This window comes from Mycolicibacterium mageritense (genome assembly GCF_010727475.1).
GTDB lineage: Bacteria > Actinomycetota > Actinomycetes > Mycobacteriales > Mycobacteriaceae > Mycobacterium > Mycobacterium mageritense.
The window spans coordinates 618,761-643,583 of sequence record NZ_AP022567.1; the positions used below are offsets into that span (position 1 = coordinate 618,761).

Annotated in this window: 26 protein-coding genes; 10 read left to right on the top strand and 16 right to left on the bottom strand. The window is 67.1% G+C overall.

Going from position 1 to position 24,823, the window contains the following annotated elements; all coding sequences use genetic code 11:
* Positions 1–40 precede the first annotated feature (40 nt).
* Together greA and G6N67_RS02980 are read left to right on the top strand one after the other, a co-directional pair.
* The gene (greA, locus tag G6N67_RS02975; protein ID WP_036437882.1) at positions 41–535 is read left to right on the top strand and encodes a transcription elongation factor GreA; all 495 of its coding nucleotides are present in this window, start codon (positions 41–43) and stop codon (positions 533–535) included.
* A 36-nt stretch (positions 536–571) separates the two neighbouring features.
* On the top strand, positions 572–1,237 hold the full coding sequence (locus G6N67_RS02980) for a GOLPH3/VPS74 family protein (protein ID WP_036437884.1): 666 nt from the start codon (positions 572–574) through the stop codon (positions 1,235–1,237).
* Between the two features lie 92 nt (positions 1,238–1,329).
* Here the strand turns inward: G6N67_RS02980 and G6N67_RS02985 are convergent, their stop codons facing one another.
* The 8 genes from G6N67_RS02985 to G6N67_RS03020 form a co-directional block, all read right to left on the bottom strand.
* Positions 1,330–2,487, bottom strand: coding sequence for a cystathionine gamma-synthase (locus tag G6N67_RS02985; RefSeq protein ID WP_036437885.1), 1,158 nt, complete (start codon positions 2,485–2,487; stop codon positions 1,330–1,332).
* Between the two features lie 73 nt (positions 2,488–2,560).
* The gene (locus tag G6N67_RS02990) at positions 2,561–2,962 is read right to left on the bottom strand and encodes a TM2 domain-containing protein (RefSeq protein WP_235684104.1); all 402 of its coding nucleotides are present in this window, start codon (positions 2,960–2,962) and stop codon (positions 2,561–2,563) included.
* A 159-nt stretch (positions 2,963–3,121) separates the two neighbouring features.
* A complete protein-coding gene (locus tag G6N67_RS02995; protein WP_163642098.1) occupies positions 3,122–4,108 on the bottom strand; it encodes a DUF2189 domain-containing protein in 987 nt (328 codons plus the stop codon).
* A gap of 133 nt (positions 4,109–4,241) precedes the next feature.
* Positions 4,242–4,661 carry a DUF2752 domain-containing protein gene (locus G6N67_RS03000; protein WP_036437888.1) on the bottom strand — a complete coding sequence of 140 codons (420 nt, stop codon included), beginning with the start codon at positions 4,659–4,661 and terminating at the stop codon, positions 4,242–4,244.
* A gap of 6 nt (positions 4,662–4,667) precedes the next feature.
* The gene (locus G6N67_RS03005; RefSeq protein WP_163642100.1) at positions 4,668–5,018 is read right to left on the bottom strand and encodes a CD225/dispanin family protein; all 351 of its coding nucleotides are present in this window, start codon (positions 5,016–5,018) and stop codon (positions 4,668–4,670) included.
* A gap of 113 nt (positions 5,019–5,131) precedes the next feature.
* Positions 5,132–5,479, bottom strand: coding sequence for a CD225/dispanin family protein (locus G6N67_RS03010; protein WP_036437889.1), 348 nt, complete (start codon positions 5,477–5,479; stop codon positions 5,132–5,134).
* Positions 5,480–5,563: 84 nt separating this feature from the next.
* Positions 5,564–6,958: a cystathionine beta-synthase gene (locus G6N67_RS03015; protein ID WP_036437890.1), complete on the bottom strand. Its 1,395-nt coding sequence runs from the start codon at positions 6,956–6,958 to the stop codon at positions 5,564–5,566.
* A 29-nt stretch (positions 6,959–6,987) separates the two neighbouring features.
* Entirely contained in the window at positions 6,988–8,025 is a 1,038-nt protein-coding gene (locus tag G6N67_RS03020) for an alpha/beta hydrolase fold domain-containing protein (protein WP_036438713.1), read from the bottom strand.
* A gap of 194 nt (positions 8,026–8,219) precedes the next feature.
* On the opposite strand from G6N67_RS03020, the gene G6N67_RS03025 reads away from it, so the two are divergent.
* Both G6N67_RS03025 and G6N67_RS03030 read left to right on the top strand, forming a co-directional pair.
* Positions 8,220–9,185 carry an SGNH/GDSL hydrolase family protein gene (locus G6N67_RS03025; RefSeq protein WP_036437891.1) on the top strand — a complete coding sequence of 322 codons (966 nt, stop codon included), beginning with the start codon at positions 8,220–8,222 and terminating at the stop codon, positions 9,183–9,185.
* 34 nt (positions 9,186–9,219) lie between these two features.
* A complete protein-coding gene (locus G6N67_RS03030; protein ID WP_036437892.1) occupies positions 9,220–10,437 on the top strand; it encodes an acetyl-CoA C-acetyltransferase in 1,218 nt (405 codons plus the stop codon).
* A 57-nt stretch (positions 10,438–10,494) separates the two neighbouring features.
* Here G6N67_RS03030 and G6N67_RS03035 read toward each other — a convergent pair whose 3' ends face one another.
* Together G6N67_RS03035 and G6N67_RS03040 are read right to left on the bottom strand one after the other, a co-directional pair.
* Positions 10,495–11,352, bottom strand: coding sequence for an endonuclease domain-containing protein (locus G6N67_RS03035; RefSeq protein ID WP_036437894.1), 858 nt, complete (start codon positions 11,350–11,352; stop codon positions 10,495–10,497).
* Between the two features lie 361 nt (positions 11,353–11,713).
* Positions 11,714–12,562 carry a Bax inhibitor-1/YccA family protein gene (locus tag G6N67_RS03040; RefSeq protein WP_036437896.1) on the bottom strand — a complete coding sequence of 283 codons (849 nt, stop codon included), beginning with the start codon at positions 12,560–12,562 and terminating at the stop codon, positions 11,714–11,716.
* Between the two features lie 175 nt (positions 12,563–12,737).
* Here G6N67_RS03040 and G6N67_RS03045 point away from each other — a divergent pair, with 175 nt between their 5' ends.
* Genes G6N67_RS03045 through G6N67_RS03055 form a run of 3 tightly spaced genes read left to right on the top strand, consistent with a single transcriptional unit; the run spans position 12,738 to position 16,261 of the window.
* Positions 12,738–13,778 carry an enoyl-CoA hydratase/isomerase family protein gene (locus tag G6N67_RS03045; RefSeq protein ID WP_036437898.1) on the top strand — a complete coding sequence of 347 codons (1,041 nt, stop codon included), beginning with the start codon at positions 12,738–12,740 and terminating at the stop codon, positions 13,776–13,778.
* Between the two features lie 2 nt (positions 13,779–13,780).
* The gene (locus tag G6N67_RS03050; protein WP_036437900.1) at positions 13,781–14,554 is read left to right on the top strand and encodes an enoyl-CoA hydratase; all 774 of its coding nucleotides are present in this window, start codon (positions 13,781–13,783) and stop codon (positions 14,552–14,554) included.
* Positions 14,555–14,563: 9 nt separating this feature from the next.
* Positions 14,564–16,261: an alpha/beta hydrolase gene (locus tag G6N67_RS03055; RefSeq protein WP_036437902.1), complete on the top strand. Its 1,698-nt coding sequence runs from the start codon at positions 14,564–14,566 to the stop codon at positions 16,259–16,261.
* Position 16,262: 1 nt separating this feature from the next.
* Here the strand turns inward: G6N67_RS03055 and G6N67_RS03060 are convergent, their stop codons facing one another.
* Positions 16,263–16,631 carry a rhodanese-like domain-containing protein gene (locus tag G6N67_RS03060; protein ID WP_036437905.1) on the bottom strand — a complete coding sequence of 123 codons (369 nt, stop codon included), beginning with the start codon at positions 16,629–16,631 and terminating at the stop codon, positions 16,263–16,265.
* A 2-nt stretch (positions 16,632–16,633) separates the two neighbouring features.
* A complete protein-coding gene (locus G6N67_RS03065; RefSeq protein WP_036437907.1) occupies positions 16,634–17,158 on the bottom strand; it encodes a cysteine dioxygenase in 525 nt (174 codons plus the stop codon).
* Between the two features lie 121 nt (positions 17,159–17,279).
* On the opposite strand from G6N67_RS03065, the gene lpqV reads away from it, so the two are divergent.
* Complete coding sequence (lpqV, locus tag G6N67_RS03070; RefSeq protein ID WP_036437909.1) at positions 17,280–17,741, top strand: lipoprotein LpqV; 462 nt, start codon at positions 17,280–17,282, stop codon at positions 17,739–17,741.
* Here lpqV and G6N67_RS03075 read toward each other — a convergent pair.
* Together G6N67_RS03075 and G6N67_RS03080 are read right to left on the bottom strand one after the other, a co-directional pair.
* Positions 17,738–19,438 carry a SulP family inorganic anion transporter gene (locus tag G6N67_RS03075; RefSeq protein ID WP_036437911.1) on the bottom strand — a complete coding sequence of 567 codons (1,701 nt, stop codon included), beginning with the start codon at positions 19,436–19,438 and terminating at the stop codon, positions 17,738–17,740. The genes lpqV and G6N67_RS03075 overlap by 4 nt on opposite strands.
* Entirely contained in the window at positions 19,438–20,856 is a 1,419-nt protein-coding gene (locus G6N67_RS03080) for an MFS transporter (RefSeq protein WP_036437913.1), read from the bottom strand. Before G6N67_RS03080 ends, G6N67_RS03075 begins: the two co-directional genes overlap by 1 nt.
* A gap of 136 nt (positions 20,857–20,992) precedes the next feature.
* Between G6N67_RS03080 and G6N67_RS03085 the strand changes: the two genes are divergently transcribed.
* Complete coding sequence (locus G6N67_RS03085; RefSeq protein WP_036437917.1) at positions 20,993–21,955, top strand: patatin-like phospholipase family protein; 963 nt, start codon at positions 20,993–20,995, stop codon at positions 21,953–21,955.
* On the opposite strand, the gene G6N67_RS03090 is transcribed toward G6N67_RS03085, so the two are convergent.
* Together G6N67_RS03090 and G6N67_RS03095 are read right to left on the bottom strand one after the other, a co-directional pair.
* Positions 21,952–22,809, bottom strand: coding sequence for a patatin-like phospholipase family protein (locus G6N67_RS03090; protein ID WP_036437918.1), 858 nt, complete (start codon positions 22,807–22,809; stop codon positions 21,952–21,954). The two genes, G6N67_RS03085 and G6N67_RS03090, sit on opposite strands and share 4 nt — an antisense overlap.
* 20 nt (positions 22,810–22,829) lie before the next feature.
* Positions 22,830–23,684, bottom strand: a complete 855-nt coding sequence (locus G6N67_RS03095; RefSeq protein ID WP_036437921.1) for a class II glutamine amidotransferase — start codon at positions 23,682–23,684, stop codon at positions 22,830–22,832.
* A 65-nt stretch (positions 23,685–23,749) separates the two neighbouring features.
* Here G6N67_RS03095 and G6N67_RS03100 point away from each other — a divergent pair, with 65 nt between their 5' ends.
* Positions 23,750–24,793 carry a zinc-binding dehydrogenase gene (locus G6N67_RS03100; RefSeq protein ID WP_036437923.1) on the top strand — a complete coding sequence of 348 codons (1,044 nt, stop codon included), beginning with the start codon at positions 23,750–23,752 and terminating at the stop codon, positions 24,791–24,793.
* Positions 24,794–24,823 lie beyond the last annotated feature (30 nt).

Below are 24,823 nucleotides of genomic sequence, written 5' to 3' on the forward strand. Positions count from 1 at the left end.
GCGCGCGAGCGCCGCAAGACCCAATGGACAGGAGCGCGACATGACCGACACTCAGGTCACCTGGCTGACCCAGGAGGCATTCGACCGGTTGAAGGCCGAGCTGGATCAGCTCATCGCCAACCGGCCGGTCATCGCTGCCGAGATCAACGACCGTCGCGAAGAGGGCGACCTGCGGGAGAACGGCGGCTACCACGCTGCCCGCGAGGAGCAGGGCCAGCAGGAGGCCCGCATCCGCCAGCTGCAGGAGCTGCTCAACAACGCCAAGGTCGGCGAGGCCCCCAAGCAGTCCGGCGTGGCCCTGCCGGGCTCGGTGGTCAAGGTCTACTACGACGACGACAAGAACGACACCGAGACGTTCCTGATCGCCACCCGCCAGGAGGGCATCAGCGACGGCAAGCTCGAGGTCTACTCCCCCAACTCACCGCTGGGCGGCGCTCTCATCGACGCCAAGGTCGGCGAATCGCGCACCTACACCGTGCCCAACGGCAACACCGTGAAGGTGACGCTGGTCAGCGCGGAGCCCTACCACTCCTAGCGCGACCGCTCGGGAGGTAGCACTACAGTCGGGGAAATGGCGCAAATCGCCGAGGATCTGTTTCTGCTGTTGCTGGACAATGCGTCCGCGCAGCCGGGTCTGGATCGACGCCGCCGGGAACGGGTGCTGGCGGCAGCCGTATTGCTCGATCTGGCATACGCCTGCCGCATCAGACCCGCCATGGCCGACGAACCTATCGCAGCCGGTTTGCTGGTGGCACTCTCCGGGGACTGGCCGCCGGACCCGGTTGCCGACCCGGCGTTCGAGCTCCTCCGGCGCCGCCCCCTGCCCGCCGAATCGGCATTGGGCAAGCTGAGCAAACACACCCAGGCCACCCTCGAGTTCCACCTCGAACACACCGGGCAGATCCACCGGGTTCAGGTGCCGGGCAAGAGGTTCCACAAGACCTACTGCTGGCCGCTGGCCGACCGGGAACGGGTCAGCCAGGCCCGGGCTGCCCTGCTGGCCGCGCTGTTCGACGGCGACACCCCCGTGCCGTCCATCGCCGCGATCATCTGCCTGCTGCACTCGATCGACGGGCTTGGCGCGGTGCTGAGCCTCAACGAGCGCGGCTGGCGCTGGGTGCACGCGCGAGCCACCGAGATCGCCACCGGCAGCTGGGTCGACGACAATGCCACGGCCCTGCCGGAGATGAACCTGGCGGTCACCACGTCGGCGCTGCGCCCCGTCTTGATGGCCTGACCCGACTTTCTCGGCGCGAGACTTCTCTGCGCGAGCAGACGCGTAGGTACCCGAAAACGCGCATTTCCGGGTACCTAGCTGTCTGCTCGGCGTCAGGACTTGAGGGCCTGCTCCAGGTCGGCCAGCAGGTCGGCCGCGTGCTCGATACCGACCGACAGGCGCACCAGGTCGTCCGGCACCTCGAGCTGCGAGCCCGCCGTCGACGCATGCGTCATCGCACCGGGGTACTCGATCAGCGACTCGACGCCGCCCAGCGACTCGGCGAGGATGAAAACCTCGGTACGAGCGCACAATTCGCGCGCAGCCTGCGGGCCACCCCGCAGCCGCACCGACACCATGCCACCGAACGCGCTCATCTGCCGCGCCGCCACGTCGTGATTGGGATGGTCGGGCAGGCCCGGGTACAGCACGGTCTCCACCGCGGGATGGCCGTCGAGGAACTCGGCGACCAGCATCGCGTTCTCACTGTGCTGCCGCATCCGCAGCACCAGGGTCTTGAGCCCGCGCATGGTGAGGTAGGCATCGAACGGCCCGGGCACGCCACCTGCGCCGTTCTGCAGGAATGCGAAGGCCGTGTCGAGTTCCTCACTGTTGGTCAGCAGCGCCCCACCCACGACGTCGGAGTGCCCGCCGATGTACTTGGTGGTCGAATGCAAGACGATGTCCGCACCGAGCAGCAACGGCTGCTGCAGGGCCGGCGACGCAAAGGTGTTGTCCACCAACACCTTCACGCCTGATGTGGAGGCGATCTGCACGATCGCCGAGATGTCGGCGATCGACAGCAGCGGGTTGGTGGGCGTCTCCACCCAGATGAGCTTGGTCTGCGGCGTGATCGCCGAGCGCACCGCGTCGAGGTCGGTCAGCGGCGCTGGCGTGTGGGTGATGCCCCATTGCGTGAACACCTTGTCGATGAGGCGGAACGTGCCGCCGTAGGCGTCGTCGGGAATCACGACGTGATCGCCCGGACGCAGCACCGCACGCAACGCACAGTCGGTGGCTGCCATGCCGGAGCTGAACGCCCGCCCGTAGGTCGCCTCCTCCACCGCGGCGAGCGACGCTTCCAGCGCGGCACGGGTCGGATTACCGGTGCGGGCGTATTCGAACCCGCCGCGCAGCCCACCGACACCGTCCTGGGCGAAGGTCGAGCTCGCGTAGATGGGGGTGTTGACGGCACCTGTGCCCGGATCGGGACGGTAACCGGCATGGATGGCTTTTGTGGCCAGGCCTTGCCACTTGCGGTGTTCACTCATAACGCCCTGAGCCTATCGGGATCGACTCTGGCTCGGGGGCGGGGACAGCCTCAGCCCGTCCGGCGGTACTGCCTCAGCTGCGCAATTTTCGCCCGTACCGGTCGGGAATCGAGCGGGAGAACATCATGATGGCGTCCACCAGGGCCCAGATGCCGACGGCGAACAACAAAAAGAAACCGACGATCAGAATTGACGTCAGAATGCCGAGCACTCCCAGTGTCAGCTGGATCGCTCCGATGGTGGTGGAGCCGATGTAGAAACGCCCGATGCCGAAACCACCGAGGAACAACTGCAGTAGCCCGGCCACGACAGCCGACTTGTCGGAGAGCGGCTGGCCGGTGGCAGGGTCACGACCGAAGGGCGCCTGCGGATCAACCGCATGGGCGCCGTAGGGCTGCGGCTGGCCCGGATATCCGGAGGGTGGCGGCGGATAGCCACCGTAGGAAGGAAAGCCTTGTGGGGGTACCCCGGGCACATCTCCAGGTTGATTCGGCATCGACATCGTGACCCCCAACTTCCTTGAACCGCACCGATTTCGACTGGAATCGGTGTCGGAACAGTAGCGTAGACCGAAACCGAACACGTACTGGGCCTGACGCGAAAACGTCAGGCCCAGTAATTGCGTGGCGCGGTTTTACGGTGTCAACGGCGCGACCTGGCCGCCGGTCAGGCGACGGTAGGTGTACACGAGGAACAGCATCGCGACAGGGATCGCCACGATGACGCCGATGCCGCAGGCGAGCTCGCCGACCAGGATGATCGCGAACATCACGACGTACGCGAGGATTGCGTTCGCGAAGTTGTTCTTCACCAGTTCGAAGCTGGCCTTGATCGCATCGATCGGCGAGAGGTTGCGCTCGATCAGTATCACCGCGGTGAACATTGTGAACAGCGCGACCACGATGGAGCCGATGATGATGATGCCGCCGATCGCAGACGCGATGCCGATCAGCAGGTGGGCGACGATGAACGCGCCGACGTTGCGCGGCTTGAAGAACGAGCCGACGGTGACGGGCTGACCGTTGGCGATGTCGAGGACACCGCCGATGAACGCCGACGAGATGACCGCGGCCACAACCAGCAGCACGATGGCGCCGACGATGAGCAGCACGAAGGTCAGGGCCACCGAGCCGCCGCCGATGTCCGCGGAACCGGTGACATTGCCGTATTCGTCAACCTCGTAGCTGCCGCTTGCCGCCGACGCGAACAGCGGCGCCAGGGCGAGGAAATAGACGATCAGACCGAGGATGCCGAGGATCGCACCGTAGACCAGCGATGCGACCAGAAGCGGTGCCGCGTTCTTGGTGAACTTGTTCCACGCCCACGAGAATCCATCGCCGACGCTGTACGCCGCGCCTCCCGGACCATAGCCCGGAGCGGCCGGCGGGTATCCCGGGCCACCGCCCTGATAGCCGCCTGCGGGCGGAGGCGGCGGGTACGCGCCCCCACCCGGAGGAGGCGGGGGTGGATAGCCTCCCGGCGGGGGCGGCGGATGCCCTCCGGGTGACGGGTGAGGTGGGTAGGCACCGCCCGGAGGTGGCGGCGGAAAACCACCCTGTGGCGGGGGATATCCCCCGGGAGGGGGCGGATAGCCGCCAGGAGGCGGTGGTGGATTCGTCATGCGTACTTTTTTACAGGTACGTACGCACGATGAACAGGATTTCTACAGTGAACGTTCGGCTGTGCCTCGTTATTTGCCCGAAAGGTCAAGGCAAAGCCCGCAATCAGCGTCTATGTTCGACGCGCCGGGCAGGTCATACGCGCAGTGAGACGAACGGCTCGAACGGCAGGTTTCGGACGACGAACCAAATCGACACCACCACCAACGTGATGACTGCCGACCATCGCCAGTGTTGCCAGCTGCGCACCCGGCGGTTGGCAAGACGCCCGTACGTCCACGCCGCGTAGGCCCACGCCAAAAACATCAGCGCGATCAAGCCGACCGCGTTAAACCTAAGCGCTGCAAGGACATCGCCGTGCAGAAGGGAATAGATCATGCGCAGGCTGCCGCATCCGGGGCAGTCGATGCCCAAGAGGAGTTTCGTCGGGCACACCGGCAAAGGGCCGCCGGGGGTGGTCGGATCACCGACCCACACAGCCACACAGGCACACCCCGCCAGTGCGGCCACGCCCAGTGGCGCGCCCAGGCGGGGTGTGACGGCGAGGGTGAACATGACCGGTCAGTACGAGCTCGGTACCGAACTCACCGCCGCGGCAATGACGATGATGTAGAAGACGACGGCCGCGACCGATACGACGACACCGGCGATCGCGCCCCAGATGGCGAACTTCTTGGCATCGTCAGCGGCCTGCTGCGCCTCGGCGTAACGACCCTGCGCCCACAAACCGGACACCTGGGTCGACTTGACGATCGCAACGATGCCCAACGGCAGACAACACAGCACTGTCGACAGGATCGCCCACACCAGATTGTTGTCAGGAGGGAAACCACCTGGCCCTGGCTGAAATCCGCCATACGGCGGCGGGGGCGGCGGGTAACCGCCAGGAGGTGGCGGCGGGTAGTAGGACATCAACACCTTCCAGGAGTGGAATCGATCCGGCACCCCGCCGCGGCAGCATGTGCACAGAGGCTGCCACGGCGGTTGCCGCGCTGAGACTCACTACCGACCGGACGAGTCGCCGGTCAGTACGAAGTCACCGAAGCCGAGAACGCACCAGTCGCAACGAGGAAGATGATCCAGATCACCGAAAAGGCGACGCCTGCGATGGCGCCCCAGATGGCGAACTTCTTGGCATCGTCGGCAGCCTGCTGCGCCTCGGCGAACCGGCCCTGCGCCCACAGTCCGGATACCTGGGTGGACTTGTAGATCGCGAACGCCCCGACGGGAATGCAGCACAGGATGGTCGACAAGATCGCCCACACCAGATTGTTGTCCGGCGGCGCACCCTGCGGTCCGGGTGGTCCATACCCGCCCTGCGGCGGCGGAGGAGGCGGATAACCGCCGGGAGGAGGAGGTGGGTACTCGGTCATGGGTGCCTTCCGCTAAGAGTTTGCTAGCAACAAGCGAGCTCACACTACCTGAGAAGTCGCTGACAGCAACGGTTCTGCAGTACCTCAGCTCCGACGTGCACCCTCGGACAAGAAACCGAGCAGATCGTGCCGGGTCAGCACGCCGACCGGCTTGCCCTCCTCGACCACCATCACTGCGTCGGATTCGCGCAGATTCTTCGCCGCGGTGCTGACCAGTTCGCCGGCCCCGATCAGCGGCAGCGGGGGGCTCATGTGGTCAGCGACCGCATCGGCCAGTTTGGCGCGGCCCTCGAACACCGCCGACAGGAGTTCGCGCTCCGACACGCTGCCCGCCACTTCGCCGGCCATCACGGGCGGTTCGGCACCGACCACCGGCATCTGGGATACACCGTATTCGCGCAGGATGCCGATGGCGTCGCGCACGGTTTCCGACGGGTGGGTGTGCACCAGGTCCGGCAGCGCACCGGATTTGCCGCGCAGCACGTCTCCGACGGTCGACTGTTCGACGGAGCCGTCCAGCCGGCTGCGCAGGAACCCGTACGACGACATCCACGCGTCGTTGAAAATCTTTGAGAGATAACCACGCCCGCCGTCGGGCAGCAGTACCACCACGAGCGAGTCGGGCCCGGCCTTGCGGGCCACTTCGAGCGCGGCGACCACGGCCATGCCGCACGAACCGCCGACCAGCAGGGCTTCCTCACGCGCCAGGCGACGTGTCATATCGAACGAATCGGCGTCGGAAACCGCGATGATCTCGTCGGGCACCGTCGGGTCGTAGGCGCTGGGCCAGAAGTCCTCGCCGACACCCTCCACCAGGTACGGCCGCCCGGTGCCGCCGGAGTACACCGACCCCTCGGGGTCGGCCCCGATGATCTGCACCTTTCCGCCGGACGCCTCCTTGAGGTAGCGCCCGGTGCCGGTGATGGTGCCGCCGGTGCCGACGCCCGCGACGAAGTGCGTGACCTTGCCGTCGGTGTCGGCCCAGATCTCCGGGCCCGTCGTCTCGTAGTGCGACTCCGGCCCCATCGGGTTGGAGTACTGGTCAGGCTTCCACGCGCCGTCGATCTCGGTGACCAGGCGGTTGGACACGCTGTAGTAGCTGTCCGGGTGGTCGGGCGGCACCGCCGTCGGGCACACCACGACCTCGGCACCGTACGCGCGCAACACATTCCGCTTGTCTTCGCTGACCTTGTCGGGGCATACGAAGATGCACTTGTAACCCCGTTGCTGGGCCACGAGCGCCAGCCCGACGCCGGTGTTGCCCGAGGTCGGCTCGACGATGGTGCCGCCCGGTTTGAGTTCGCCGCTGGCCTCGGCCGCGTCGATCATCTTGATCGCGATGCGGTCCTTGGCGCTGCCACCCGGGTTGAGGTACTCGATTTTCGCGGCCACCACGCCCGCGCCTTCTGGGACAACCGAGTTCAGCTGTACCAGAGGGGTATTGCCGATGAGCTCACTGACGTGCTTGGCGATGCGCATATGCACATCGTCTCAGGCCCGCAAAAGGCTCACCAGGTGGCCTCGCGAATGTACTCGCCGATCTGGCGCAACGAGCGCGTCGCTTCGGACACGAAGGGCGTCGCGAGCTGGAATACGTGCATCTGACCGGGCCAAACGCGGACCTCCACCGGAACGCCGGCGGCGGCGAGCATGTGGGCGGCTTTCCGTGCATCGCTGATCAGAACCTCGGAACCCGACACGTGGATGAGCGTGCGCGGCAGCCCCGGCTCGATGTGGTCGAGCGGCTCGTAGACATCCTCGCCCTTGCGGCCGGCCGCGCGCTCGACGAGCGCGACGAGAGCGCCGAACGCCGAGGCCGGGAACATCGCGTCGCGGTGAATGTTCGGGTGGTTGGCGCGCGCGGTGTTGTCGATCTCGAACAGCGGTGACATCGTGACCAGGGCCGCGGGTTCTTCGCCCTCGGCCAGCAGCCGCTCGGCCAGCGCCAGCCCCAGGTATCCGCCCGCGGAATCGCCCGCCAGGACGATCTGCTCGGGCTCGTAGCCCGTGAGCCGCAGCCAGTGGTAGGCGTCGTAACAGTCGTCGACCGCGGTGCCCACAGAGTGCTTGGGAACCATCCGGTAGTCCACGACTAGCACCGGGCTGTCGGCGTACTGCGACAGCGACGTCACGATGCCCGAGTGCGTGTTCGCGCCGCACGTCAGGAAGGCGCCACCGTGCAGGTACAGGATGACGCTGCGCTTGCCGTCGGCAGGCAGCACGCCGTCAGCCCGCACGAGTCGAGCGGTGCAGTTGGGCAGGCCGATCGTGGCCTTGATGGTGCCTGGAGCGGGGCGCATGAGCCGCGCCGCGAAGTTCACGACTCCGAATGGCCACGGCAAATGCGGAGCATGGCTACCAATTGCCAGGACCGGTCGGATTGTCAGCATCGCCGCCAGCGAAGCCAGTCGGCCCCCGAGGCTCGGGCCGTCTTCCACGACCTCTACGGGCGCCCAGTCACTGACCGGATACTTCCGCGCGCGGTGCACTCTAGCTGGACTTATGCCAGCACGATGGGACCGCGAGACCTTACTCGGTGCAGTCATCGCCACCACTTCCTACGTCTTTGTAGTGCTCGGTGTGCTACGTCACTCAGACAACCCGGGTAACTTAGCTTGACATCACTAATCTGTTCAACAATCAAAGAATCTGAATTGATACCGCACTTGATACCGCACTGTGATCGCTGAACCGGCTCGCCACGCGGAGAACCCGGCGGTTCACACCTAAACTGAATTTCGTGGGCTCAAGAAGTCGTGCTCCTCGCGTCCGCAGATCGACCGTCGCCGTCGCGGCGGCAGCGACGCTCGCGTCGACCGGCACCGCATATTTCGGGGCCCGCAACCTACTGACCGGGCAGGCGGCCAAAGCCCGCCGCGTCATCCCGAAATCCTGGGATGTGCCGCCCCGCGCCGACGGCGTGTACACCGCAGGCGGCGGACCGGTGCAGCGCTGGGAACGCGGAGTCCCGTTCGACCTGCACCTGATGATCTTCGGCGATTCAACCGCCACCGGCTACGGCTGCCATGTGGCCGACGAAGTTCCCGGCGTGCTCATCGCGCGGGGTGTCGCCGAGCAGACCGGCAAGCGAATCCGGTTGAGCACCAAGGCGATTGTGGGAGCCACATCGAAGGGCCTGTCGGGGCAGATCGACGCCATGTTCGTGGCCGGACCGCCACCGGATGCCGCCGTGATCATGATCGGCGCCAACGACATCACCAAGCCCAACGGCATCGGGGCGTCGGCGCGCAGGCTGGGCGCCGCGGTGCGCCGGTTACGGTCGGCCGGTGCGGTCGTCGTGGTCGGCACGTGCCCGGACTTCGGCGTGATCACCGCCATCCCTCAGCCGCTGCGCTGGTACGCGCGCAACCGCGGCCTGCGGCTCGCGCGCGCCCAGGCCGGCGTCGTACGCGCGGCCGGTGGTGTCCCGGTGCCGTTCTCCGATCTGCTGGCGCCCGAGTTCTACAAGGCGCCCGAGCTGCTGTTCTCCGAGGACATGTTCCATCCGTCGGCGGCCGGCTACGCACTGGCGGCCAAGCAGCTTTTGCCCGCACTGTGTAATGCCTTGGGCGAGTGGGATGGTGACGCGGCGCTGGAGACCGGCGCCGCCGATACCAGCACATTGCTGACCCGGCTCGGCAGCATGAGCAGGCTATGGCGGCGTTCCACCGGGGTGCCCGCGCCCATCGTGGTACCCGCGGGTTAAGTTCCTTTCTAGAACACGATCTAGGGAGCCTGTCATGCCTGAAGCCGTCATCGTTGCCACTGCCCGCTCGCCGATCGGCCGCGCAGGCAAGGGCTCACTCGTCAACATGCGTCCCGACGACCTGGCCGCCCAGATGGTCAAGGCCGTGCTGGACAAAGTGCCTGCACTGGATCCCCGTGACATCGACGACCTGATCATGGGCTGCGGCCAGCCCGGCGGTGAGGCCGGCTTCAACATCGGCCGGGCCGTCGCGGTGCAGCTGGGCTACGACTTCCTGCCCGGCACCACCGTCAACCGCTACTGTTCGTCGTCTCTGCAGACCACCCGGATGGCCTTCCACGCGATCAAGGCCGGTGAGGGCCACGCCTTCATCTCCGCGGGCGTCGAGACCGTCTCGCGGTTCGCGAAGGGCAACGCCGACGGCTGGCCCGACACCAAGAACCCGCTGTACGCCGATGCCATGGCGCGCTCCGATCAGGCCGCCGCCGGCGCCACCGAATGGCACGACCCGCGCGAAGACGGCCTGGTGCCCGATGTCTACATCGCCATGGGCCAGACCGCCGAGAACGTCGCCCTGCATACCGGCATCAGCCGGGAGGACCAGGACCACTGGGGCGTGCGGTCACAGAACCGTGCCGAAGAGGCCATCAAGAACGGCTTCTTCGAGCGCGAGATCGTTCCCGTCACCCTGCCGGATGGAACCACCGTCTCGACCGATGATGGGCCCAGGCCCGGAACCACCTACGAGAAGATCAGCCAGCTCAAGCCGGTCTTCCGGCCCAACGGCACCATCACTGCAGGCAACGCCTGCCCGCTCAACGACGGCGCCGCCGCGCTCGTGGTGATGAGCGACGTGCGCGCGCGTGAGCTCGGCCTCACACCGCTGGCCCGCATCGTGTCGACCGGTGTGTCCGGGCTGTCGCCGGAGATCATGGGCCTCGGCCCCATCGAGGCCGTCAAGAAGGCTCTTGCCAACGCGGGCATGAGCATTGGCGACATCGACCTCTACGAGATCAACGAGGCGTTCGCGGTGCAGGTGCTCGGCTCGGCCCGCGCGCTCGGCATGGACGAGGACAAGCTGAACGTGTCCGGCGGCGCGATCGCCCTCGGCCACCCCTTCGGCATGACCGGTGCCCGCATCACCGCCACGCTGCTCAACAACCTGCAGACCTACGACAAGACCTTCGGCATCGAGACCATGTGTGTCGGTGGCGGCCAGGGCATGGCGATGGTCGTGGAGCGGCTCTCCTAGCTTGTGTGCCGCGTTGGTTCTGCGTCCACGGCGCAAAAGTACGAGTAACCCACGCCCTCACCGCAGAACCAACGCCGCAGCCACTCGACTCCACGCGACATGCAGGCGGGCCATGATCTCGGGCCGCCGATGGCCCGCGGCCACTCGAATCGTGGTCCAGCCGGCGTCGCTGATGTGCTCGTTGCGGACGATGTCGTAGCCCAAAGCGTCGGCATGCTGCACGCCGTCATATTCGACCGCGAGCATGTACTCCTCCCACCCCATGTCGAGGTAGTACCGCGGTTGGCCGTTCGCGCCCAGGACCGGGATCTGTGTCTGAGGTCGCGGGTACCCCTCGTCGATGATCATGAGACGAAGCCAGGTCTCCTTGGGCGACTGGGCACCCGGGTCGTAGAGGTCGAGCGCGCACTCGAGCTGACGCAGCCCACGCACGTGCCGATGCCTTTCCGCCAGCATCAGCACGTCGGTGGCCTTGAACTCCGTTGCATTACCGAGCGCGTCGAGCCGAGCCACGGCTTCCTCAAGTGAACCGCGCCGGCCGAGGTCGAAGGCCGTCCGCTCGGGCGTCGTCACATTGAGTCCGTCGAGCAGTTGGCATTCCCCCGGCAGCAAGAGATCGGCACGGGTGATAACCCGCCGTGGCGGTCTCGCATTCGCCCAGATCAATTCGACGGGAACGTCGTCGTCAATCCACTGGGCGCGATGCAAGGCCGATGCCGCGAGACCCGCGACCACCGCTTCCCGACCCGACCACAACCATGCCGCTTGCGTCCGCAATCGCAGAGTGAGGGCAATCCGCTTGTCCAGGTACACGTTTGGCATCAGCGGCTGGTAATAGCGGCGCAACTCATAGCGGTTCAGCGCGCCGGATGCCAGAGCCTCGCTGCCGACGAAGGGATCGCTGCCAATGTCCATGGCGACAGGCTGGTTTCGGCTACCGACAAGTGTGGACAACCCGTGGTGCCTCTGGCGTCGGCCTGTGGATGAACCTGCGACTGGGGATAACCCGCCGCAGCATTGACTCTGGATGGCACCCAGCGCTCACACTGCAACCACGGCGCAAAAGTACGAGAAGCCCACGCCCTCACCGCAGAACCAACACACCCCGGCCCACCACCCAGCGTTCACTCTGCACCCACGGCGCAAAAGTACGAGAAACCCACGCCCTCACCGCAGGCTCAACGCCGGCCCCGCCGCACCAGCCGCCGACACGCACCTCCCCCACGCAAAAGAAAAAGGCGCCCGCAGTCGCGGACGCCTTTCTCGGGCAGGGCAGCTAGTCGTTGTTGAAGTACGACAGCAGCCGCAGGATCTCGATGTAGAGCCAGACCAGGGTGACGGTCAGGCCGAGGGCGATGCCCCACGCGGCCTTCTCCGGCGCACCGGCCCGGATCATCTGGTCGGCAGCGTCGAAGTCGATCAGGAAGCTGAACGCCGCCAGCGCGATGCACAGGAGCGAGAAGCCGATGGCAAGGCCGCCGCCGGAACGCAGGCCGAGGCCTTCACCGCCGCCGACACCGAACATCGCGAGCAGGAAGTTCACCAGAACCAGTGCCACGACACCGAACATCGCGGCGACGATCATGCGGGTGAACTTGGGGGTCACCCGGATGGCCCCGGTCTTGTACACGACAAGCATGCCGATGAACACGCCGATGGTGGCCACCACGGCCTGGAAGATCATGGTGGGGCCGCCGCTGGACACCAGGTTGGCGAACAGGAACGAGGCCGCGCCGAGGAACAGGCCCTCCAGCGCCGCGTAGCTCAGCACGATGGCCGGGTTGTCCTGCTTGCGCCCGAAGGTGGCGATCAGCACCAAGACCAGGCCGCCGAGCCCGCCGACGAGGGTGAACGGCATCATCAGGGCCGGGTTGGCGGCCACGAAGAAGTAGGACACGACCGCGACAGCCGAGACGATGGCCAGGGTGATGGCCGTCTTGGTCACGACGTCGTCGATGGTCAGCGGCCGTGCGACGCCGGCCTGCTGCTGGTCGAGGTACTCAGGCGCATACTGCTGCGCGTGCACCTGCTGCGCACCGAAGCCGGCGGCTCCGGTACCAAATTGTGCATATCCGCCCTGCGTCTTCGGCAGGCTCCGGAATACCGGGTTGCTGGTCTCGCGCACCGTCGGGATCCTCTCCTGTGAGATGTGTTCGGCTAAGAACTACTCGATCAACGATCAAGCTGCTGGGCGGGTTCCCGGCGAACTGAGAATGTTCTCAGGAAACGTCCAGGTTTGATCTTGAGGCAAACCCTACCCGTCGTGCGGGGCGCTGGGGCACCGAACTAGATTGCAACTCGTGACAGAAAACGAGGACGTCCTAGTAAGTGTCCGTAACGGCGTCGGCATCCTGACGCTGAACCGGCCGAAGGCGATCAACTCCCTCAACGAAGTCATGGTCGAGGGCATCTCCAAGGCACTGCACGCCTGGGAACACGACGACGCGGTCCACACCGTGCTGTTGACCGGTGCGGGCGAACGTGGCCTGTGCGCGGGCGGCGACGTCGTGGCGCTCTATCACAGCGCCAAGGTGGGTGGCGCCGACGCGCGGCGGTTCTGGTTCGACGAGTACGTCCTCAACGCCTACATCGGCCGCTACCCGAAACCGTATGTGGCACTGATGGACGGCATCGTGATGGGCGGCGGCGTCGGGGTGGGAGCGCACGGCAGTGTCCGCGTCGTCACCGACACCACCAAGATGGCCATGCCGGAGGTCGGCATCGGCTTCATCCCCGATGTCGGCGGCACCTACCTGCTGTCCCGCGCGCCGGGCGCGCTAGGCCTGCACGCCGCGCTCACCGGGGCGCCGTTCTCGGGCGCCGACGCGATCGCGATGGGCTTCGCCGACCACTACGTGCCGCACGACCGGGTAGACGCCTTCGCCGAGGCCGTCGTCGCCGACGGGGTCGACAAGGCCTTGGCGTCCTACGCAACAGACCCGCCCGCCAGCCCGCTGCTCGAACAGCGCGACTGGATCGACGCATGCTACGCGGGCGACACCGTGGCCGACATCGTCGCCGCGCTGCGGGGTCACGCCGCGGCAGCCGCGACCCAAGCCGCCGACCTGATCGCCACCCGCTCCCCCGTTTCGCTGTCGGTGGCGCTGGAAGCCGTGCGCCGCGCGGCCAAGCTGGAGACACTGGAGGACGTGCTGCGCCAGGAGTACCGGACCTCGTGTGCGTCCGTGCGCTCCCACGATTTCGTCGAGGGCATCCGGGCTCAGCTCGTCGACAAGGACCGCAACCCGCAGTGGTCTCCCGCCTCGCTCGACGCGGTCACGACCGCCGACGTGGAAGCCTATTTCGCACCCGCCGATCCCGATCTGACCTTTCAGGAGTGAGCATGACGTACGAGACCATCCTGGTGACCCGCGTCGACCGCGTCGCGACCATAACGCTGAACCGGCCCAAGGCACTCAACGCGCTCAACAGCCAGGTGATGACCGAAGTCACCACGGCCGCAGCTGAACTCGACAACGATCCGAGCATCGGCGCGATCATCGTCACGGGTAACGAGAAGGCGTTCGCCGCGGGGGCGGACATCAAGGAGATGGCCGATCTGTCGTTCGCCGACGTGTACTCGGCCGACTTCTTCGAGCTGTGGTCGAAGTTCGCGGCCACGCGGACGCCGACCATCGCCGCGGTCGCCGGGTACGCCCTCGGCGGCGGCTGCGAACTCGCGATGATGTGCGACATCCTGATCGCCGCCGACACCGCGAAGTTCGGGCAGCCCGAGATCAAGCTCGGCGTGCTGCCGGGCATGGGCGGCTCACAGCGCCTCACGCGCGCGATCGGCAAGGCCAAGGCCATGGACCTGATCCTGACGGGCCGCACCATCGACGCGGTCGAGGCCGAACGCGCCGGGTTGGTGTCGCGTTTGGTGCCTGCCGACTCGCTCATCGACGAGGCACTGGCGGTCGCCGAGACCATCGCCGGGATGTCGCTGTCCGCGTCACGGATGGCCAAGGAAGCGGTCAACCGTGCCTTCGAGTCCTCGCTGGCGGAGGGTCTGCTGTACGAGCGCAGGCTGTTCCACTCGGCGTTCGCGACCGCCGATCAGAAGGAAGGTATGGCGGCGTTCACCGAGAAGCGCGCCGCAAACTTCACCCATCGATAAAGTCAACGGGTGACCGACACCGAGGTAACACCGGCAGCGCCGGCCGAATCGGACAGCAGCCAGGAAAAGCCGGACTGGTGGGTGCGCCACTACACGTTCTTCGGAACCGCGGTGGGCTTGGTGTTCATCTGGTTCTCACTGACTCCGTCGCTGCTGCCGCGCGGCCCGCTCTTCCAAGGGCTGGTCAGCGGCGGCGCCGGGGCAATCGGTTACGGCCTGGGCGTTTTCGGGGTCTGGCTGGTGCGCTACATGCGGTCGGCGGACACCAGCCCCAAGGCTCCGAAGTGGGCGTGGCTGGCGCTCGTCGTGGTCGGGATCATCGGCCAGATCCTGATGATCATCTACTTCCACGTGTGGCAGGACGAGGTCCGCGACTTCATGGGTGTGCCTCGGCTGGCGTTCTGGGACCATCCGCTCACAGCCGTGCTTTCGATCGTGGTGCTGTTCGTTTTCGTCGAGATCGGGCAGTTGGTCGGCAGGCTCGTACGCTTCCTGGTGCGCCAGCTCAATCGGTTTGCCCCGCCCCGGGTTTCGGCGGTCGTCGTGGTCGTGCTGTTGCTCAGCTTGACCATCGCCCTGCTCAACGGCGTCGTCGCACGCGTTGCGATGGACAAGATCAACAGCACCTTCTCGGCGGTCAACGACGAGACCAGCCCGGACTTCACGGCCCCGACGTCCAAATTCCGTTCGGGTGGACCGGAATCCCTCGACAGTTGGGAGTCGCTGGGCCATCAGGGCCGCGTGTTCGTGTCCAACGGGCCGACGGTGCAACAGCTTTCGGAGTTCAACGGCAAACCGGCGATCGAGCCGATCCGGGCGTACGCAGGCCTGCATTCGGCCGACGGCATCAAGGCCACCGCGGCGTTGGCGGCCAAGGAACTGGTGCGCACGGGCGGGCTGGACCGGCAGGTCGTCGCCGTCGCGACCACCACCGGCACGGGCTGGATCAACGAGGCCGAGGCCTCGGCGCTGGAGTACATGTACAACGGCGACACCGCGATCGTGAGCATGCAGTACTCGTTCCTGCCCAGCTGGCTGTCGTTCCTGGTGGACAAGGAGAACGCGCGCCAGGCCGGGCAGGCGTTGTTCGAAGCCGTCGACGAGCTCGTCAAGGCGATGCCGGAAGGCCGGCGACCCAAGCTCGTGGTTTTCGGTGAAAGCCTCGGATCGTTCGGTGGCGAGGCGCCGTTCCTGGCGCTCAACAATCTCGTCGCCCGCACCGATGGCGCGCTCTTCTCAGGGCCGACGTTCAACAACACGATCTGGACCGACCTGACCCGCAACCGGGACGCGGGATCACCGATGTGGCTGCCGATCTACGACAAGGGTGAGAACGTCCGGTTCTCCGCGGAGGCCCGCAACCTGGACCGCCCCGCCGCCCCGTGGGGCCATCCGCGTGTCGTGTACCTGCAGCACGCCTCCGACCCGATCGCCTGGTGGAACACGGATCTGCTGTTCGCCGAACCTGATTGGCTCAAGGAGCCGCGCGGCTACGACGTCTCGGGGCGCATGCAGTGGATTCCCATCGTGACGTTCCTGCAGGTGTCCGCCGACATGGCGGTGGCCGTGGATGTGCCCGACGGCCACGGCCACGTCTACGTCAAGGATGTCGCCAACGCGTGGGCCAAGATCATGGAGCCGCCGGGCTGGACGCCCGAGAAGACCGAGAAGCTGCGCCCGCTGCTCACCAACGACGAGAACGCCTGAGTCACACCAGTCCGGCCGCTGCGAGCGCGCGGTATCCGCCGATCACGTCGGTCGACCGGTGCAGCCCCAGATCGAGCAGCGCGGCCGCGGCCAGGCTCGACGTGTAGCCCTCCGAGCACAGGATCACCCAGTACACGTCGTCGCCGACGGCCTGCGGGATCCGGGCGTCGCTGGTCGGGTCGCACCGCCACTCCAGGTGGTTGCGTTCGATCACGAGCGCGTCGGGATGCTCCCCTTCGGCTGTGCGCTGTGCGGCGGGACGGATGTCGACGAGGACCGCGCCGTCGGCGAGGGCCGCAGGCAGATCGCTTGCCGGCAGGCGCTTGAGCCGGGCCCTGGCCGCCTCCAACACCGCGTCGATACGGCTCATTGCTATCCCTCCGGCGCGTCGGTGAGTTCAGTGCGGTTTCGCCGCAGTGTATTGCGCGGGGTCACTTCGTAGTACGACATCGCGGTCAACGGTGGTGAATACGCGTGCACGCTGAGTGTCGGCCCGATCACCGGACCGGGCGCACGCACGACGTCGTGCACCCACCCGAGCGGAAACGCGGCCTGGCTGCCCGCCGAGAGGCTGCGGCGGCGCAGCGCCTCACCGTCCCAGCGCGTCTCGGTCAGCGCGCCGGACACCACGGTCAGGGCGCCGATCGAGCCACCGTGGTCGTGCAGTTCGGTCGACCGGTCAGGAACCCAGCTGATCAGCCAGATGTCGAGCTCGTCGTCGCCGTGCAGCCGGGTGTACCAGCGTTCGTGCTCGGGCAGATCCCGCAGCAGCCTGTCGTAGCGGCCCGACAGCACCTCGTCGGCCGCGCGGTCGGTCGTGTGCAGCAGGTCGGGCAGTCGTAGGCGGGTGGGCGCCGACACCGCGGGCATGGGAATGTGCGCAAGGGCGGAAGACATGCGGAAAAACTCCAGGGACGTGGAACGAACAGGGAGGTCGGGCGTGCTCTAACGAGCCCGACAACACTCCTGGAATCCGGTCCCCTCCGACACGGCCGCCAGTGTTGCATAGATTGGCGGAATGCGCAGTTACCCATGGGCCACCCGGCTGTCCGTTGCTGTCATTGCCGCGTCCGGTCTGAGTCTGCTGACGGGATGCAATTCGTCGGCCGAGGAAGGCAAGCCCGCGGAGTCCTCGTCGGCCGCCGCGACCACCACCACGACGACGGCGGAATCGTCGACGCCGACCGCCGCACCGGGAGAAGTCGCGGTGTCACCGGGCGGGGTCACCACCGCCGTCGGCGCCGACGCGCAGTCCACCGAAGACGAGTATTTCCAGGCCTGCCATGCCGCGAAGGTCTGGATGGACGAGAAGGGCGGCGATCCCAAGGCCCAGATCGAGCCGTACCTGGCGAGCCTGCAGGCGCCCGGTGCGGCGCCTGGGCCCGGCACCTACAACGTCGCGTGGGCCCAGCTCGAGCCGGCCCGCCAGGCCGCGGTCATCGTCGCGGTCCGGGCGGCGGCCGACGAGCTCTGTAGTTAGTTCGAATCACGCTGCGGCAAATCACCGCGGCCGGCGATCCACTCGCGGCCCCGCGCCACCGCGGTGTCGGTGGCCCCGAAGACGCGGTCGGTGGCATCGACGATGCCGTCCTCGCCCAGCACGTCGTCGAGGTCACCGCGGCGCAGGATCTTGGCGGTGGCCGGGGTCGCGCCTGCGATGATCAACCGGCCGTTGTTGGCCTGCAGCTCACCGGCCCAGCGTTTGAGTGCCTTGATCGTGACTGACGACGGCACGTCGGGCAGGGAACGCAGTCCGAGCACGACGACGGCGTTGTCGCTGCCCGCGACGTCCGGCCACTCCTCGTCGATGCGGGGTATCTCGGCGAACAGCCCGATACCCAGGTAGTCCAGCACCGTGACCTCGTTGCTCGGGCACTTCTCGGGGACGGGCGCGGTGCGCCAGCCGCCGTCACCGGTGGGTTCGAGCGCGACCAGCTGGGCTGACTGCGACGCCTTGGTGCAGTACAGCACCAGCGACGTGATGACGCCGATCAGGATCGCGGTGTGCAGAGGCAGCTGCGTGGTCGCCGCGAAGGTGACCAGCATCGCCACGGCTGACAGCGGCGCGACCCGTAGCACCAGTTTGATGTCGGGCCACCGTCCGACCACCAGTTCGCCGCCGATCACGAGGATCAGCCCGCCGATGACCGGCATCGGAATGATCTCGGCCGCCGATCCGGCAATCAGTACGAGCATCGCGAGCCAGATCCCGGCGAAGATGCCGGCCCAGCGGGTCTGCGCTCCAGCCGACGTGGCCACCCCGGTGCGCGACAGCGACCCGCCGGCCGGCAGCGCTCCGAACAGCCCACCCGCCACGTTGGCTGCGCCCTGGGCCAGGAAGTCGCCGTTCATGTTGGTGCGGCTGCCGTCGGGGTTGGGCACTGCGGCCGAGATGCCGGCGGCCTGGGCCAGGGCGACGAGCGCGACCGCGACGCCCCCGACGATCAGCTCGGGCATCGCGGCGAAGTTCGGAACCGTCACGGGCGGAAGCGCATTCGCGATCGACGCGATGTCGCCGACGGTCTCGACGTCGATGTGCCCGACGGCCACCACCGCGGTGACCACCACGAGCGCGAGCAACGTCGCGAACGATTCGAGCGGTTTGACGAGGTGGAACACCGCCCAGACCGCGACGGTCCCGAGCGCGACGGCCACCGAAGCCGGGTGCCACAGCCCGATGTGCGCGAGCGAATCGATGATCTTGCCGATGGTGTTGCCGCTCTGCGGTTTATAGCCCGTTGCGTCCCCGAGTACACCGGTGATGATCTGCACTGCGATGCCGGTCGAGAAGCCCGTCATCACGGCGTTGGAGACGAAGTTCATGATCGAGCCGAACCGCAGCAGACCGAACAGCAGCATCACGGCACCGACCACGACGGCCAATGCGGCGACGTTGGCCGGATCGGCGGGATCGAGGCCGGCCTCTTTGAGCACGCTGCGCGACGTGAGCGCGATCGCGCTCGTCAGCGTCGTCACCATCAACACGGTCCTGGCGAACAGCGAGCCGATGATGCCCGGCATGATGCCTGCGTAGATTCCGGCGACGGGGTTGAAGCCGCCGATGCTCGCGTAGGCCATGCCTTCCGGGATCGAAAAGAGGCCCGTCACCAATCCCGCGATGGCGTCGCGGGGTTTGGGTTTGCCGAGTCGTCGGACCGCCCCGGTGGCGGACCACATCACGGGCCTTCCGGATCACCGCGGTGGCGCAGTTCCTCGGACGGCAGGTCGAACGCGGCGGCTTCCTTTGCGAGCACGTCGTCGGGTGAGCCTGCGGGCACAGGGCCGGGGTGGACCCGCCTGCCGTACAGGAATGTGCCTGCGGCGCTGAGGAACAACACCGCGGCCAGCAACAGCAACCCGGCTTTCGAATCGCCGGTCATGTCCTTCAGCGCGCCGACCGCGTACGGTGCGACGAATCCGCCCAGATTGCCCAGCGAGTTGATCAGTGCGATGCCGGACGCCGCGGCGGCCCCGGCCAACGCGGCGGCGGGAAGCTCCCAGAACGGGCACATGGCCGCGAACACCCCCATCGCGGCCAGGCACAGGCCGATCAGCGCCAGCACCGGGCTGGTCTCGAGCAGCAGCGCCGACGCGAACATGCCGACAGAGGCCAGCAACATCGCCCCCGAGGCATGGCCTACGCGTTCACCGGTGCGATCCGAGCGCCGACTCCAGTAGTAGACGAAGATTCCCGAGCACACGTAGGGAATCGGGACGATGAACCCGGTTGCCGTGGTCGACAGATCCCCCATGGCCTTGACGATCGACGGCAACCACAGGGCGAGCCCGTAGATGCCGGCCGCCAGACCGAAGTACAGCACCGAGAACACCAAGGCGCGGGGATCTTTGAGGCCGGCCATGAAGCTGTGCTTGTGCGCGGAGGCTTCGGCCTTGGCCGCGTCCTCGGCGTCCATGGTGTTCTGCAGCCACGTGCGTTCCTCGGCGGTCAGCCACTTGGCGTCCCTGGGGTAATCCGTCAGCACCTTGAGCGCCACGACGGCCATCAGCATCGGCGGCACGCCCTGGACGATGTACAGCCATTGCCAGCCGGCCAAGCCGAGAATGCCGTCCAGCTTGAGCAGCAGCGCCGAGAACGGCGCGCCGAGTGCGCTGGAGATCGGCAGGGCAAGTACGAAGAGCCCCAACACCGTTACCCGTTGGCGCGCCGGGAACCACAGGGTCAGATACAAGATGATCGCGGGGAAGAATCCTGCTTCGGCAGCTCCCAGCAGGAATCGGATGATGTAGAACGTGGTCTCGTTCTGCACCACCGCCATGATCGTTGCGAAGAAGCCCCACGTGACGAGGATCCGGGCGATCCACTTGCGGGCACCGAAGCGAACCATGCCTGCGTTGCTGGGGATCTCGAAGATGGCGTACCCGATGAAGAAGATCCCGGCGCCGAGCCCGTATGCGGTCTCGCTCAGACCGATGTCCTGGCTCATCTCCAGCTTCGCGAAGCCGACATTGGTGCGGTCAAGGTAGGCAAGGAAATACAGGAACACGATCAGCGGCAGCATCCGCCACTTCACCTTGCGGAGTGTGCGCTCACCCAGTTCGCCGATCGAATCGACGTCCCGCGCGGATTCAGCCACGAATGCCTCCAGATCGTTGGGCCAGTGACCTCAAGGTATCGAGACCGACAAAACGTTAGGCGCGGAATCGGCGAAGCTTCCACGCAGCGCCGAAGGCGTCCCCCGGCTGATCCCGCGGGTGCCTCAGAATGGACGTATGCGTGTTGCTCTCGCCCTCGGCAGTGGCGGCGCCCGCGGCTACGCCCACATCGGCGTGATCAACGAGCTGCAAGACCGCGGTTACGAGGTCGTGGGCGTGTCGGGATCGTCGATGGGCGCGCTGGTCGGTGGGCTGCACGCGGCGGGCCGGCTCGACGACTTCGCCGATTGGGCACGGACTTTGACCCAACGCGCCGTACTCCGGCTGCTCGATCCGTCGCTCAGCGCAGCCGGGATCCTCCGTGCGGAGAAGATCCTCGACGCGGTCCGCGACATTCTCGGCGAGGCCACGATCGAGCAGTTGCCCATCCCGTACACGGCCGTTGCCACAGATCTGATCGCGGGCAAATCGGTGTGGCTGCAGCGGGGGCCTGTCGACTCGGCGATCAGGGCCTCGATCGCGATCCCCGGCGTGATCGCACCGCACGTGCTCAACGGCCGACTGCTCGGCGACGGCGGCATTCTCGATCCGCTGCCCATGGCGCCGATCGCCGCGGTCAACGCGGATCTCACCATCGCGGTGAGCGTCTCGGGCAGCGAACCCGACCCGGTCGCCGAACCTGAACCGCGACCCACGACCGAATGGCTCAGCCGCATGATGCGCAGCACCTCGGGCGTGCTGGACACCGCCTCGGTGCGCTCGATGTTGGACCGCCCCACGGCCCGTGCGGTGCTGAGCCGGTTCGGGGCGTCGATACCGGAGTCCGATGACGACGCGCCCGACGGTGAGCTTCCGGAGGGCCCGAGCACGGCGGGCGTTCCGCGTCTCGGCAGCTTCGAGGTCATGTACCGCACGATCGACATCGCGCAGGCCGCGCTGGCCCGCCACACGCTCGCGGCGTATCCACCCGACCTGCTGATCGAGGTGCCGCGCACGGTCTGCCGCAGCCTCGAGTTCCACCGAGCCACCGAGGTCATCGAGATCGGCCGCGACCTCACCGCCCGCGCACTCGACGGTTAACACTTGAGGAATGCGGCGACCTCGGCCGCCACCCGTCGGCCCTGGGCCCGCCCGGCCTGCGCCGACGGCACCCGGCAGGCCGGGTCGAGCGGGTTCTTGCCGAATGCCGCCAGCGCGTCGTCGTCGGCGAAGATCCCGAGTGACCGGCCGGCAAAGCCGTCGACCTCCTCGGCCGCGCCGGCACCGAACGGGGACGGTGTCGAGCGGCCCTGCGGCACCAGCGCCACCGCGGTGTCGCAGTCGGCGGCCAGCGCCATGTTGACCGCACTGCCGATACCACCGTCCATGAACCGGCGACCGCCGATCGTCACGACCGGCCACACCCCGGGGACCGCGCAGCTCGCGGCGACCGCGTCGACCAGCGACACTCCGGAATCCCGGTCCAGTGTCACCAGCTCACCCGTGTCGATGTCGATGGCCGAGATGCGTAGCACCCGATCGGGCCAGTCGTGCGACGGCAGGCGCTGCTCGATCACCTTGCGTCGCACCGCCGGGTCGACGGTGTCGGTGTTGAGCGCCACGGTGCCGATGCCCTGCAGTTTCTGTGCCTTGGTGGTGTCGGGCCTCAGCATCGCCGTGACGAACAGGTCGGTGACGTTGTCGATGCTCACCCCGGGGTCGAGTTCGGCGGATTCGGCGCCGATCTGCCGCTCGAACAGTTCCTCGAGGCCGAGCCCGCTGCCGAGCTGGGCCGATACGGTGGAACCCGCCGACGTGCCGATCAGCACATCGGAGCCGAGCAGCGCGTCGGCCGCTTCGGGGGATTCGTCGGCGATACCCCGCAGAATGCCCGTCTCCCAGGCAATCCCCGCAATACCGCCACCGGCGAGCACCAGAGCACGTTTGGAGGTCACGAACGTCGAGTGTGCCAGGGCTACCCGTGCTGCGACGCCGCAGCCTTCGCACTCAGATCCTCGCGGCGCAGGAGGTGACGTGGTGGATTCGGGAACGCAAGCCGCGTGCTGATCCGCAGACCCGCGTCGACGTGCACGAGTTCGCCGGGCGCGATGGGCCGCCAGTTCTCGCCGTCCATCGGCTCACTGGCGAACACCACCGACGGCTTCGACGTCAGATGCTCGGACTCGGCGCGGATCCGTGGGCTGCGCAACCGCAGCCTGCGTGCATCGGGGTGCCTGCGGTCGAGCACATACAGCTCGTGGCTGTCGGGATAGCGCAGGGCCCACACGTCGGTGGCCGTGCTGAGCAGCAGATTGACGGCGTAGATCGGCACGTTGTCGGCCAGCCAGCCGATGGCCTCGACGATCCCGGCACCGACGTCGCCGTCATGGGTCCGGGTCGCGGCCGTGATGAGCGCGAAGACGCGTTCGGAGTCGGTCTGGCCCCGCACCAGGTCCGCCACGCCCAACTCCCGGATGCGGTCATCGAGCACATCGAGGCCGCCGACCACACCGTTGTGCGCGAAGATCCGGCCGTCCTGCAGGAACGGATGCGTGTTCACGAGATCCAGCGCACCCGTCGACGCGTACCGGACGTGCGCGACGAACGTCGTCGCCGTGACATCGTGTGCCTCGGTGGCGAATTCACAGTCCTGCCACGCCGCGACCGGTTCCTTATACAGCACTGCGCCGCCGTCCGCGCCGAACACGCCGAGCCCCGTGCCGTCGGGGTTGCGCCTGCTCTGCTCGGCAAGGTTGTCCGGGGCGTCCAGTAGCCAGAAGGTCGCGGTCACCAGTCGGTGGCCGGCGTGCAGACCGAACAATCGGCACATGACCTCAGCGTTCCCGATGAAGTGCCATGATGCGGATAGTAACCGGCGAGACGAGGAGAAACGCGATGACTGGCACCATGCGGGCCGAACGGTTCTATGCCGACACCAAAACAGTTGCGGTGGAGGATGTTCCGATTCCCGAGCCGGGCCCTGGCGAGGTGCTGGTCAAGGTCGCGTTCTGTGGCATCTGCCATTCCGATCTGAGCCTGATCAACGGAACCTTCCCCGCGCAGGCGCCGGTGGTGACGCAGGGCCACGAGGCTTCGGGCACCATCGCCAAGCTCGGCCCTGGGGTCACGGGCTGGGCCGAGGGTGACCGGGTGATCGTCGCGGCGGGCAGGCCGTGCATGGAATGCCCCAATTGCCGGCGCGGCGACGTCGCCAACTGCATGCGGATTCAGTTGATGGCCTTCGCATATGACGGCGCCTGGGCCGAATACACCCTGGCGCAGGCAGTCGGGCTCACGCGGGTTCCGGACAACGTGCCGCTCGAACAGGCAGCGATCCTCGCCGACGCGGTGTCGACGCCGTACGGCGCGGTGGTGCGCACCGGCAAAGTCGGTATCGGCGAATCGGTCGGGGTGTGGGGGCTCGGCGGGGTCGGCACCCACATCGTGCAGCTGGCGCGGCTGGTGGGCGCGGTGCCGATCGTCGCGGTCGACATCAAACCCGAGGTGCTCGACCGGGCTTTGGAGCTCGGCGCCGATTACGCGTTCGACGCCGGCGACGAGCGGCTGGGCGAGAAGATCGCCGAGGTGACCGCGGGCCGCGGGCTGGACGTGGCGTTCGACGCGGTGGGACTCAAGTCGACGTTCGAGCAGGCCTTGGGCCAGCTGACGATCGGCGGGCGACTGGTCGCGGTGGGAATGAGCGCGCAGGAACCGACGATCGGGCCGACGTCGATGTTCGGCCTCACCCAGAAGCAGGTGCTCGGCCATCTGGGCTACCAGAATGTCGACATCTCGACGCTCGCGACGCTGGTTTCGCTGGGCAGGCTGGACCTGTCCCGCTCGATCAGCGAGGTCGTGTCGTTGGAAGACATCGCCCGTGGCATCGAGAAGCTCGAACATCAGGACGGCAATCCGATCCGGATCCTGGTGCGGCCCTGAGTTTCCACGCCGAACCTGAGTTTGTGTTCG